This is a genomic window from Actinomycetota bacterium (genome assembly GCA_035759705.1).
Classification (GTDB): domain Bacteria; phylum Actinomycetota; class CADDZG01; order JAHWKV01; family JAHWKV01; genus JAJCYE01.
This window is the reverse complement of record DASTUJ010000019.1, coordinates 12,902-24,954: the sequence shown is the minus strand read 5'-3', so window position 1 is coordinate 24,954 and position 12,053 is coordinate 12,902. Positions and strand designations below refer to the sequence as shown.

Annotated in this window: 11 protein-coding genes; 4 read left to right on the top strand and 7 right to left on the bottom strand. The window is 66.9% G+C overall.

Annotated elements, in window-relative coordinates:
- Window positions 1–5: 5 nt before the first annotated feature.
- On the bottom strand, window positions 6–2,297 hold the full coding sequence (locus tag VFV09_01215) for a transglycosylase domain-containing protein (protein ID HEU4866322.1): 2,292 nt from the start codon (window positions 2,295–2,297) through the stop codon (window positions 6–8).
- Between the two features lie 131 nt (window positions 2,298–2,428).
- Between VFV09_01215 and VFV09_01210 the strand changes: the two genes are divergently transcribed.
- Window positions 2,429–2,881, top strand: a complete 453-nt coding sequence (locus VFV09_01210; GenBank protein HEU4866321.1) for an SRPBCC family protein — start codon at window positions 2,429–2,431, stop codon at window positions 2,879–2,881.
- A gap of 54 nt (window positions 2,882–2,935) precedes the next feature.
- Here VFV09_01210 and VFV09_01205 read toward each other — a convergent pair whose 3' ends face one another.
- Window positions 2,936–4,015, bottom strand: coding sequence for an ice-binding family protein (locus tag VFV09_01205; protein HEU4866320.1), 1,080 nt, complete (start codon window positions 4,013–4,015; stop codon window positions 2,936–2,938).
- Between the two features lie 249 nt (window positions 4,016–4,264).
- On the opposite strand from VFV09_01205, the gene VFV09_01200 reads away from it, so the two are divergent.
- Window positions 4,265–5,473: a methylated-DNA--[protein]-cysteine S-methyltransferase gene (locus VFV09_01200; GenBank protein ID HEU4866319.1), complete on the top strand. Its 1,209-nt coding sequence runs from the start codon at window positions 4,265–4,267 to the stop codon at window positions 5,471–5,473.
- 1 nt (window position 5,474) lies between these two features.
- Here the strand turns inward: VFV09_01200 and VFV09_01195 are convergent, their stop codons facing one another.
- Genes VFV09_01195 through VFV09_01185 form a run of 3 tightly spaced genes read right to left on the bottom strand, consistent with a single transcriptional unit; the run spans window position 5,475 to window position 7,528 of the window.
- Complete coding sequence (locus VFV09_01195; protein ID HEU4866318.1) at window positions 5,475–5,912, bottom strand: transcriptional repressor; 438 nt, start codon at window positions 5,910–5,912, stop codon at window positions 5,475–5,477.
- A 42-nt stretch (window positions 5,913–5,954) separates the two neighbouring features.
- On the bottom strand, window positions 5,955–7,094 hold the full coding sequence (locus VFV09_01190; GenBank protein HEU4866317.1) for an amidase: 1,140 nt from the start codon (window positions 7,092–7,094) through the stop codon (window positions 5,955–5,957).
- Window positions 7,095–7,108: 14 nt separating this feature from the next.
- The gene (locus tag VFV09_01185; GenBank protein HEU4866316.1) at window positions 7,109–7,528 is read right to left on the bottom strand and encodes a helix-turn-helix domain-containing protein; all 420 of its coding nucleotides are present in this window, start codon (window positions 7,526–7,528) and stop codon (window positions 7,109–7,111) included.
- Window positions 7,529–7,593: 65 nt separating this feature from the next.
- On the opposite strand from VFV09_01185, the gene VFV09_01180 reads away from it, so the two are divergent.
- Together VFV09_01180 and VFV09_01175 are read left to right on the top strand one after the other, a co-directional pair.
- A complete protein-coding gene (locus VFV09_01180; GenBank protein ID HEU4866315.1) occupies window positions 7,594–9,345 on the top strand; it encodes a chloride channel protein in 1,752 nt (583 codons plus the stop codon).
- 60 nt (window positions 9,346–9,405) lie between these two features.
- Window positions 9,406–9,645 (top strand): hypothetical protein, encoded by a 240-nt coding sequence (locus VFV09_01175; GenBank protein ID HEU4866314.1) that lies wholly within the window; start codon window positions 9,406–9,408, stop codon window positions 9,643–9,645.
- Here the strand turns inward: VFV09_01175 and VFV09_01170 are convergent.
- The gene (locus tag VFV09_01170; GenBank protein ID HEU4866313.1) at window positions 9,642–9,779 is read right to left on the bottom strand and encodes a hypothetical protein; all 138 of its coding nucleotides are present in this window, start codon (window positions 9,777–9,779) and stop codon (window positions 9,642–9,644) included. The genes VFV09_01175 and VFV09_01170 overlap by 4 nt on opposite strands.
- A gap of 29 nt (window positions 9,780–9,808) precedes the next feature.
- Window positions 9,809–12,049, bottom strand: a complete 2,241-nt coding sequence (gene glgB, locus VFV09_01165) for a 1,4-alpha-glucan branching protein GlgB (protein ID HEU4866312.1) — start codon at window positions 12,047–12,049, stop codon at window positions 9,809–9,811.
- Window positions 12,050–12,053: the final 4 nt, after the last annotated feature.

Below are 12,053 nucleotides of genomic sequence, written 5' to 3'. Positions count from 1 at the left end.
CAGACCTACGTGTCGCAGAACGGGAAGCACGACTCGAAGGTCGCGCTGGGCTCCGGCGCCGGAGCCGCCCTGGTCCGCTCGGGGTTGGGGGTCCTCTCCGCCGGTGGCTGCCCGGCGGGCTGCGTGTCCGCTCCGGGTTGGCCGTTCGGCGGGAACTCCCCTTCGCCGTTCACCGTCTCACCGGGGGCTGCGGCCAGCGCCGAGCCGGGCGAGGGAGTCGCTCCGGGCGACGGTTTGGCTCCGGCCAGCTTCGCAGTGGGCTCCCCGCCTCCGTAGTCCATCACCACTCCCTCCAGCTCGGGCTTCTTGAAGCTTGTCGACGGAGTGCCCTTCAGGGCGGCCGTCATGAACTTGCGCCAGATGGTGGCGGGGAGGGAACCGCCTGTGACCTCGATGCCGTGGACGTTTGTCATCTCCTTGATCGTGCCGTCCTCGCCGGGGGCGTAGCCCATCCAGACCACCGCGGTCAGGGTCGGCGTGTACCCGGCGAACCAGGCGTTGGCGTGGTTCTGGGTGGTCCCGGTCTTGCCGGCCGCCGGCCGGCCGATCTTTGCTCCGGTCCCGGTGCCGGAGCGCACGTTCTGCTCCAGCACGTAGTTGATGGTGTCCGCTACGTTCCGCTCGATCGCAGGCTCGACCTTCGGCTGGTTCTCCGCCAGGACCTTGCCGTTCGGCTGGATGATCTTCAGGACCGAGATCGGGTCGGGCCGGTTGCCGCGCTGGGCGAAGGTGGTGTAGGCCCGGGCCATCTCCAGCGGGGTGACGTCGGTTGTGCCGAGCGCCAGGGCGCAGCCGGAGTCGGTCTTCGGGATCTCGATCCCCGCCTTGCCCGTAATCTCGATGAACTTGGCGGGGGTGACCACCCGGTTCATGATCTCGGCGTAGACGGTGTTGACCGAGCTCAGGGTCGCGCCGGTTACGTTCATGCTGCCGAACGAGGCGTTTTCGAAGTTGGACACCTTCCACGGGGTGCCGTCCTTGTTCCGGCACCTGCCGGAGGTGATCTCTCTCGGCGACTCCCCCGAGAAGGTCGACTCCAGCGACTTGCCGCTGGACAGGAACGCCGCGAGGGCGAACGGCTTGAAGGCCGACCCCGCCTGGCGCCCGCCGCCGTTGCCGCCGGCGTCGGCGGCGAAGTTGAAGCCGCGGGACCTTCCGATGCTTTCGACGTCGCGGCCGCCGACCATCGCCTTGATCTCCCCCTGCGGGCCCATCGCAACCAGCGCTGCCTCGGGGTCGCCCTCCTGGTTCAGGACCTCGCGCACGGCGTTCTCGGCCGCCGTCTGCATGTTGAGGTCGAGGGTGGTGGAGATGGTTAGGCCGCCCCGGAGGATCTGGGCATCGGTCAGGCCGAACTGCGTCTTGAGGTTGCGCCTCACGTACTCCAGGAAGTAGCCGGCCCGGGCGGACTCAACCTCTACCGAGACGCCGGGTTTGAACTGCTCGACCAGCTTCTCCTTCTTCGCCGCCCTTCCCTGTGCCTCGGTGATGGTCTTTGCGTCGATCATCGTGTCGATCACCTGGTTGCGCAGGCCGGTGGCGTCCTTCGGGTTCTCGTCGATCTGATACCGCTCCGGGGACCGGATGACGCCTGCCAGGTAGGCGGCCTGGCCGATGGTGAGCTCGGCCGAGGGCACCTTGAAGTAGGTGCGGGCGGCGGCCTCAGCCCCGTAGGCGCCCCTTCCGAAGTAGACGGTGTTGAGGTAGCCCTGCATGATCTCGTCCTTGGAGAGGTCCTGTTCGATCTGGATGGCCAGGAACCCTTCTTTGATCTTCCGGGTGAACGTGCGCTCACGTCCGATGGCCGGGAAGACGTTGCGGACGTACTGCTGGGTGATGGTCGAGCCGCCCTGGCGGATTCCGCCGCCGGCGAAGTTTGTGAATGCCGCCCTGACGATGCCCTTGTAGCTCATCCCCTTGTGCTCGAAGAACTCCCGGTCCTCGGCCAGCAGGACGCCGGTCCGAAGGTGCTTGGAGATGTCCTGAAGGTCGACGATCGTCCGGTCCTCCTCGCCATGGAGTGTGGCTATCAGCCGGCCGTCGGCCGCCAGCACCCGGGAGGACTGAGCCTGAGGCGCCACGTCGGGGACGTTGAAGTTGGCCAGCCAGAAGACTGCGACGACGGCTCCGACAACGCTGACGGCAGCGGAAGCCGCCGCCCAGGGCCACCGGTCCCGGATGTCCTTGGCCAGAAGGAGGGGATCGGCCCGGTAGCGCCGCACCGGCGCCGAACCGAGCACCGTCTGGACGGCACCGGACAGCTTCGGGGCGCGTGGCGTAACAGGCAGGGGCTTCATCGCAGTGTTCACCTACCCTATGCCACTCCGGAGAAACCCCCGGAGGGGGACCGTTGACAGGTATTACAAGGGTTCGTGGACTACCCAACGGGTAGATATTAAGTGACCGACGAACACACCAAGGAGGATGTATGTCCAAAGTCGAAGAGTCGATCGAGGTCCAGGTTCCAGTTCGGACCGCCTACAACCAATGGACCCAGTTCGAGAGCTTTCCGCAGTTCATGGAGGGCGTCGAGCAGGTACAACAACTGTCGGACAGCACGCTTAGATGGGTAGCCGAGATCGGTGGCAAGAAGCGGGAGTGGACCGCTGAGATCACCGAGCAGCACCCGGACCACCGGGTCGCTTGGACCAGCAGGGAGGGCGCTCGCAACGCTGGAGTCGTGACCTTCCACAAGCTGAGCGACGACAAGAGCAAGGTCATGCTGCAGATGGAGTACGAGCCCGAAGGGGCCGTCGAGACCGCCGGTGACGCGGTCGGACTCGTCAAGAGCCGGGTCAAGGGAGACCTCGAGCGGTTCAAGGAGTTCATCGAGTCGCAAGGCACCGAGACCGGCGCCTGGCGGGGCAGCATCAACAACTAAATAGCTCTGCAATCAAGTGGCGGCCCCCCGAAAGGGGGACCGCCTTCTTGCGTCCTAGCGGTTGGGTATCCGGGACGGCACGGCTTTCTTCGCCCGGCGGCGGCTCTCCAAAAGGAGCCCGGAACCGATCAACAGGGCGGTGAGTGCCGACAGCCCCAGCGGGAGGATGTCGAAACCGGTGTTCACCAGTTGCTTGTGGGTGGTGGTGACCACCTTCGTTCCGGTGGAGGTTGCCGGCTTCTGGGGCAACGCCGTCGTGACTGTCGTAGGCGGGGTTTCCGGTCCGGTTACCGTTGAGGAGCCGGTAGGGGTGGGAGTGGTGTCGGTCGTCGTGTTGGTGATCGGTGTGGAATCCGTCGGGTCCGGAACGTCGACGACAGGGGAGGGATCCGAGTCTTCGGGGCCGGGCTCGGGCTCGGATTCGATACCGCAGGTCGGGCCGGAGACCGTGTTGCTGTCCAGCGTCACTGCTCCGTTGAGAGCCAGAAGCCGGCCGTTGACGTCGGCGCCGGTGGTAGCGGTGATCGACGTGAGGGCGACTATCGTGCCTACGAAGAACGATCCGGTGCCCAGCGTGGCGGAGCTTCCGACCTTCCAGAAGATGCCGTTACAGGTTCCGCCGCCCAGGAAATCAACCCGGCTGCCGCTGGCGGTGATCAACGATGACTCGGTTTTGAAGATGAAGACCGAGGCTGCGCCGTCGACCGCGTTGAGGGTGAGGGTTCCGGTGAGAAACGCCGAGGAGTCGAAGCAGTAGACCCCGGGGACCAGTGTCAAGCCGCCGAGATCCTGGCCGGTCAGGTTCTGGGTGCAGGGTTCGGCGCTGAGCGAGTTGTATGCGCCGAGGGCTCCGGCCTGGGCGTCGCCCGCAACCTCGTCAGCGGAGTGGGGCAGGAGCGTCGGGGGGACCTGCTGGCCAGGGGGGAAACCGGTTATCGAGGTGCCTGGGCTGACGCCCAGATCACCGTGTACCTCCGAAGGCCCGGTGTTCGTCACGGTGCTCGCTCCGAGAACTGCAAAGCTGGCTGCGTCCCCGAGAGTCGGGGCGGTGGCTGCGACCGCGTTGCCTGCGGTGAGGATGGACATCGTCACCAGTAGAAGGGCGACTACGGCTCCGGTTCGAAACTTGTTCACAGTTGCTCCTCCCCGCGTCCATGACGCGTTCTCGGGGTGTTACCGCTCTCGGCGGCGAGGAGACCGGCTGGGGGATTCAGCTATCAACTCTCGGCACGAAACGTGTGGATGCGGAAAGCACCTTGTCCACTTGTTCCTTCGGTACCTGCGTAACTTATCGGCGTAAACCTTGTTCGCATTCACCTCTATTTTCCAGACGGGTCGATCCCGGGACCGGTCGAGCCGGCGGGAATGCGAGACAATTCGGTTGTGACTTATTCCGAGCATGGCCCCGCGCCGGAGGGCCTCACGTTCTTCGAGACTGCCATCGGCCGGTGCGGCGTTGCCTGGACCGAGAACGGCGTAGTGGGCCTTCAACTTCCCGAGGGGACCGACGCCGCCACAGTCGAGAAGCTGATGGAGCGGTTTCCAGGCTTCGCCGAGTCGGTTCCTTCCGGCGCAGCGTCGGCCGCCATCGACACCGTGGTGGAGCTCATGGCCGGGAACGAGGTAGACCTCGCAGCCGTCCGTCTTGACTTCGACGGCATTTCGCCTTTCCACCGCCGGGTGTACGAGGCCCTCCGCAGAACCGTTCGCGGGACGACCGTCACTTACGGCGAGCTGGCTGCGATGGCCGGGTCGCCGGGGGCGGCCCGCGCGGTCGGCACGGCACTCCGGCGAAACCCCCTCGCCGTCCTGGTGCCGTGTCACCGGGTGGTGGCGGCCGGCGGCAAGCTCGGCGGGTTCTCCGCGGCAGGGGGCCCCTGCACCAAGACCCGGATGCTGGGCATCGAGGGCGTCCATTTCGGAGCGGTTGCGAGCACCCCTCCGCCGAGCGAGCAGTTCGAGTTCGACACGGTCACTGCGCTCAGGCACCTGATCGAGTCCGACTCTGAGCTGGGGCGGCTGATTGACGCCGTCGGTCCGTTCGAGATGAAGTTGAGCGCAACCCCGAGCATCTTCGTTGCACTGGTCCGGTCGATCACTTATCAGCAGTTGAGCGGCAAGGCCGCCGCCACCATCTACGGCCGGCTGTGCGCGCTGTTCGCCAACCCGGAGGCGGGCCCCACCGCGGAGGGGCTGCTCGCCCTGACCGACGAGCAGATGCGGGGCGCCGGCGTCTCCCGGAACAAGATCCTCTCCATGAGGGACCTGGCCTCACGGCAGCTGGCCGGCGAGATCCCGAACCTGGCGGAGGCGCGGCTGCTGACCGACGAGGAGTTGGTAGACCGCCTGATTCCGGTTCGGGGCATCGGCCGCTGGACGGTGGAGATGCTCCTGATGTTCCGGTTGGGCCGGCCGGACGTGCTGCCCTCGACCGATCTGGGCATTCGCAACGGGTTCGCCCGGGCGTTCGGAGTCCCTCTGCCGCTGCCGGCCGACATAGTCGCACGGGGCGAGCGGTGGAAGCCCTACCGGACGGTGGCGAGCTGGTACCTGTGGCGAGCCGCCGAGATGAAGGACCAGGAGCCGGTTTAGCCTAGTTGCGGCAGTCCTTGCACAGCCCGAACAGACCCAACGGGCGCTGGTGAAGCTCGAACCCGAACTCCTCCAGCAGGTCGGCCTCCACGCTCTTCATCAAGGAGACCGGAAGCTCCTGCACGGAACCGCACTTCTCGCAGCACAGGTGGTGGTGCTGGTGGTCACGCAGGTGGTAGACGGTGCTGCCGTCGGCGAAGTAGACCCGGTCGACTATGTCGAGCTCCCGCAGGGTCTCCAGGGTGCGGTAGACGGTGGAGACGTCCATCGAGGGGAAGTCCTCCTGCACCCGGGTGGCGATGTCGTCGGCGCTGATATGCCCGTGGCAGTCCACGATCACCTGGATCACGGCCTGCCGGCTCATCGTCCGCCGCCTGCCGCTTGCGACGATGCGCCCGACGATCTCCTCCACCTGGCTTTGGTGCGAATGTTCTGCCACGGACCGGACCTCTGGCTGAGCGCGATAGTTCCGGCTATCTAATCACGTGCCCGGGGCTACGGGTCCACCGCTTGCCGCCTCCAGCACGAGGCCGGTTGCCAGAAGCAGCTCCTCACTTCCTGAAGGACCAATCAGCTGCATGCTCGCCGGCAGGGCTCCCGTCGACGGGGCCGGGAGGGCCAGGGCGGGCACCCCGGCGAAGTTGACCGGGTGCGCCTGGCGAATCGAGTACATCCGGGAGGCGTCTTCCAGCAGCGGTGGGAAATCGGTGAGGATCGGCGCCACGACCACGCCCACCCTTCCGAGCACCTCGCCCAACTGCAGTCTCCACGCCACCATGGCGGCTTCCAGCCGGCGGCGTTCGTCGGGGCCTATCCGGCCGCCGCCCTCCAGGCGTTCCGCCACGTCGGCCCCGACCTTGCCGGTGGCCAGCAGGTAGCCGTCGACATCGAACGCCTCCGAAGCGATGACACCCATGGTGTCGGCGGCGGTTTGCTCCCATCCCGGGAGGTCCACGTCCATCACAGTGATGCCGGATTCGGCCAGGACCCGATCGATGGCCTCGTCGATCAGTGGATGGGCCGGGAGGCGAAGGCGGCCGAGAAGGGGAGCGGGTGTGACGCCGTCGAGCGTAAAGCCCGGCTCCAGGAGCTCCATGCCCCAGATCAGCCCCGCAACGGTTGCGGCCATCGGCCCGACCGTGTCCAGGCTCGGCGCCAGCGGGCGCACGCCGGTCAGGTCGACCCGGCCGTGGGTGGTTTTCAGGCCGGCCACCCCGCAGCAGGCGGCGGGGATGCGGATGGAGCCGCCGGTGTCGGTTCCCAGAGCCATCTCGGCCAGGCCCAGGGCAACCGCGACCGCCGAGCCACTGGACGAGCCGCCGGGGACCCTGTTCGGGTCCAGGGGGTTGACCGGAGTTCCGGACCAGTGGTTGACGCCGGTGATGCCGAAGGCCAGCTCGTGGAGGTTGGTCTTGCCCACGATGTGCAGCTCGCCGGCCGCCTCCCCTGCCCGAATCCCGTGCAGACATGCGGCGTCCTCACCGGCGGGGGGCGCATCGGCCAGCGCTTCAGATCCGGCCGTGGTCGGCAGCCCCGCCATGTCGATCAGGTCCTTGATCGCAACCGCACGGCCCGGGCCCCCGGAATACACGGGACCGATAAAGCAGGCTTCGTCGCTCATCGGCCCACTCTAGTTCAGAGCCCTATGTCCTGAAGCTCCTCGTCCAGCAGCGGGCGGAGGCGCGGGATGAGCCGGGACAGCTCGTCCAGGTGCGCCGCCGAAAGGTGGTGCAGCTTGTCGGTTCCGAGCTCGGTGAGGGCGACCCTGACGACCCGGTGGTCGTCGGGGTCGGGCTCCCGCCGGACCAACCCTGCCGCCTCGGCCCGGTTCACCAGCTCCACCATGCTGTGGTGGCGGAGCAGCATGTGGGTGCTCAGGTCGCGGATGCTCGGTGGTTTGGGCCCCGGGTGGCCCCGAACCGCCAGCAGGATCTGGTGCTGGGCCGGGGTGATCCCCAAACGCCCGGCTTGGGTCTCCAGGTGGTGGAGGTACCTCCGGACGCCGTCACGAAACTCCAGAAGCCGCCGGTAGTCCTCGTCGGTCAGTTCGGCCATAGCTCTATCGTACCAAGATATCGTGATACGATATAGTTTCCCCCACCCCCAAAGGAGCTTGATCGATGCTGGACACGACCCACCGCAGAGTCGGAATGTTGATCGGCGCGGCCGCCTTTTTGGGCCTGGCCGGCGGTGGCGCAGCCTGGGCACTCCTGAAGCTGATCGGCCTGTTGACGAACCTCGCCCTGTTTCACCGCTGGGCAACCGAGGTTCCGTCGTTTGCCGGATGGCAGCCGAACTGGACGCTGGTTCCGGTCGCGGCCGCCGGAGGCCTGGCGGTGTCGCTGCTTGCTCTTCGCTGGCCGGCCATCCGGGGACACGGCATCCCGGAGACCATGGAGGCGGTGCTCACCCGCCACAGCAAGATCGCCCCCGGAGTTGCGGTAGCGAAGCCGGCGTCGGCCGCTCTGGCAATCGGAACCGGAGGCCCCTTCGGCGCCGAGGGGCCGATCATCGTGACCGGCGGGGCCATAGGCAGCCTGATGGGACAGTTCCTCCACGTGTCGCCGGCCGAACGCAAGATCCTGCTGGCGTGCGGCGCCGCTGCCGGCATGGCCGCAACGTTCGGTGCGCCGATAGCCGCAGTGGTGCTGGCGATCGAACTTTTGCTCTTCGAGTTCTCCAGCCGGGCCCTGATCCCGCTGATCGTCTCCTCGAGCATCGCAGCGGGCGTTCACTCGCTCCTGTTGCAGCCCGGCCCGTTGTTTTCGGTTCCCGCCCACGACTACTCGGGCTTGGCGAAACTGCCGGCCTTCGCCGTAGTCGGCGTCCTCTGCGGCCTTCTCGCGGTAGGCATCGCCAAAGGACTTTTCTACACCGAGGAGCTGTACCGGAGGCTGCCGGTGGGCGAGTTCTGGCATCCGGTGATCGGCGCGGTCGGCTTTTCTCTGATCGGGCTGGCGGTGCCCCGGGTGCTGGGCGTCGGCTACGACGCCATCGGCGACATCCTCCACAACCGGCTGGCGATGGCCACCCTAATCACCCTGGGCCTTGCCAAGCTGGTCGCCTGGTGGATCGCCCTCGGTTCCGGCACCTCGGGCGGCACACTGGCTCCGATGCTGCTGATCAGCGGCTGCTTCGGCGGAGTTGTCGGGGTGGCCGCCGAGACCTGGCTCCCGTGGCTGCACCTGTCCCCGGGCGCCGTCGCGCTGGTTTTTATGGCCGGCACATTCGGCGCAGCCACGGGAGCAACCTTTGCCGCAATCGTGTTCCTGTTCGAGTTGACCGGTGACTACCAGGTGATCCTTCCGTTGATGATCGCCACGGTCATCGCCAGCTTTGTCGCCCGGGGTTTGATGGCGGAGACCCTTATGACGGAGAAGCTGGCCCGCCGGGGGCTGAAGGTGGGCAGGGCATTTGAGGTCGACGTCTTCCAGCACACCCTGGTGCGCGACGCCATGACGGTGGCGGTCCACACGCTGGCGTCCGACGCGACCGTAGCGGAGGCACGGATCGCGCTGCAAAACAGCAACCACCACGCCTACCCGCTGGTCGACGAGGCGGGGCGGTGCGCCGGACTGACCACCAGAACCGATCTGTTGCTGGACACCTCGAATCCCGCCGAGCAGGTCCTGGAGATCTGCAACGAGGACCCGGTAGCGGTTCGGGACTCGGACACGCTCGCTTTTGCGCTGGAGATGATGCTCGCGGAAGGGGTGGAGCAGCTGGTTGTCCTGGACTCGGAGGCCCGGTTCGCCGGCATCTGCACCCGCACCGACATCCTCAAGGTCAGGCTGGGCAGGGTCGAGCAGGAGCAGCGCCAGGCCGGCTGGCTGCCGCCCCGGCGGCGGGCTACCGTCGAACAACCTTCCTAACGGCGGCCGAACTTCCACAACTTGTCTGACTTGCTACTTCGAGTGGCTACAATGGCACTAGTGAACGACCAACCGGACTGGCGCGCTGAGATGGAGAAGGCCAAGCAGGAGCTTGGCTCACCCGGGTTGCTGGCCGCCTACTGGGGCGGCACCGTCGTAGTCCTGATACTGGGCTCGCTGCTGATCGGGGGCGTCCCCGGGCCGCTGGGGCTCATCATCAATATTTTCATCATCATGCTGGCGGCCGTGCCGATAGCTCTGGGCGCCGGCTGGCTCAAGGCCCGGAAGGGCTCCGGCTAGGATCCGGAACCGAACACGGTTCCGAGCTGAGTTTCCTCCTGATCCTCCCCGGTCCCCGGCGTCTGGGCGATCAGCGGACCGGTATCCGGATTCTCCCTGCTCAACTCTTCCCGCTCGCGGTCCAAATCGGTCATCGCCGGGTCCGGCTCCGGTTCCGGCACGGCTACTGGCCTTCGGGAACCAGCCAGACGACACCCAGAGGGGGGATGGTCACCTCGGCCGAGTGGGGGAGCCAGTGCCAGCCTTCGTCGCCGGCCCAGACTCCGCCCCCGTTGCCGGTGTTGGAGCCGAAGAAGCTTTCGGCGTCGCTGTTCAGGATCTCTCGCCACGCTCCGCCTCGCGGCAATCCCACCTTGTAGCCGGGCCGCGGCAGGGGAGACAGGTTGGCCAGGCAGGCCAGCACCCTGCTTCCGTCGGCCGAGTAGCGGAGGAAGGCGGCGACGTTCGAGTCGGCGTCGGCCCCCTGGATCCACTGGAAGCCGCCCTCCTCGAAGTCCTTCTCCCACAGGGCAGGCTCGGCGACGTAGACGCGGTTCAACTCCTTGACCAGCTTCTGCATGCCCGAATGCTCGGGGTACTGGAGGAGGTGCCAGTCGACGCTCCGGTCGTGGCTCCACTCCTCCGACTGGGCGACCTCGCAGCCCTGGAACAAAAGCTGCTTGCCCGGGTGCGCCCACATCCAGGCCAGAAGCGCCCGCAGGTTGGCGGCCTTCTGCCACCGGTCACCCGGCATCTTGTTGAGCAGCGAACCCTTGCCGTGGACCACCTCATCGTGCGACAGCGGCAGGATGAAGTTTTCGGTGAAGGCGTATAGCAGGCTGAAGGTCAGGTCGTTGTGGTGGTAGCGGCGGTGGATGGGGTCCTCGGAGAAGTAGGCGAGGGTGTCGTGCATCCACCCCATGTTCCACTTGAAACCGAAGCCCAGGCCGCCGGCGTAGGTCGGGCGGGAGACCCCCGGCCACGCGGTCGACTCCTCGGCGGCCATGATCACGCCGGGGTGTTTGGCGTAGACCAGCTCGTTCAGCTCCTTGAGGAACGACACGGCTTCGAGGTTCTCCCGGCCCCCGAACTCGTTGGGGACCCACTCGCCCGGCTCGCGGGAGTAGTCGAGGTAGAGCATGGAGGCCACGCCGTCGACCCGGATTCCGTCGGCGTGGAACTCCTCCAGCCAGTACAGCGCGTTGGCCAGCAGGAAGTTGCGGACCTCGTTCCGGCCGTAGTTGAAGATCAGCGTGCCCCAGTCCTGGTGGGCGCCCTTTCGGGGGTCCTCGTGTTCGTATAGGGCGGTGCCGTCGAAGCGGGCCAGCGCCCACTCGTCGCGGGGGAAGTGGCCGGGGACCCAGTCGAGGATCACGCCGATGCCCTGCTCGTGGAGGGCGTTGACCAGGGCCCGGAAGTCGTCCGGCGAGCCGAATCGTGAGGTCGGGGCGTAGTAGCCGGTGACCTGGTAGCCCCACGAGCCGCTGAATGGGTGCTCGGCGACCGGCATGAACTCGACGTGGGTGAAGCCCATCTCCCTGACGTAACCGGGCAGCTCGGCGGCCAGCTCGTTGTAGGTGAGCGGGCGGGCGCCGTCCTCCGGCTTGCGCTTCCAGGAACCCAGGTGCATCTCGTAGATCGAAAGAGGTTGGTTGAGGGCGCTCTCGGCGTCCCGGCGGTCCAGCCATTCGGCGTCGGACCACTTGAATCTGCACTCGGTGACGATGCTGGCGGTCCCCGGCGGCAGTTCGGCGGCGAAGGCAAACGGGTCGGCCTTCGTCGTCAGGTGCCCGGCGGCGTTCAGGATCTCGAACTTGTACAGGTCGCCCGGGCGTACCGCGGGGATGAAGATCTCCCAGACTCCGGAGCCGCCGAGCGAGCGCATCGGGTGGATACGCCCGTCCCACAGGTTGAAGCTTCCGATCACCCGTACCGAGCGGGCGTTGGGCGCCCAGACGGCAAACGAAGTCCCTGCGATGCCCTGGTGGACCCGGGGGTGGGCGCCCATGACGTTCCACAGGTCGTGGTGGCGGCCCTCGCCGTGCAGGAACACATCGAGCTCACCGACGGTCGGCGGGAAGCGGTACGGGTCGTCGATGGTGACGACGGTTCCGTCCGGGTACTCGGTTTGGAGCAGGTAGGGCTCGGGGTTGTCCCAGGCCGGGGTGGCCTCGGCGGCAAAGACCCCCTCCTCCAGGCGCTGCATCTCGACCGGCTTGGCCCCGGGGATCAAAACGCGCATCTTCGTTGCGCCCGGACGGAAGGCGTTGACGTAGGAACGCCCGTCGGAGACGTGGTGCCCGAGGACGGTGTGGGGGTCGTGGTGTTCGCCTCTTGCCACCACAGCCAGGTCCGCCGAGAAGTTGCCGGGGACGGTGGTTCGGCCGTTGGTGGCGGCTTTGGGCGCGTTAATGATCGGTGTCATCTCC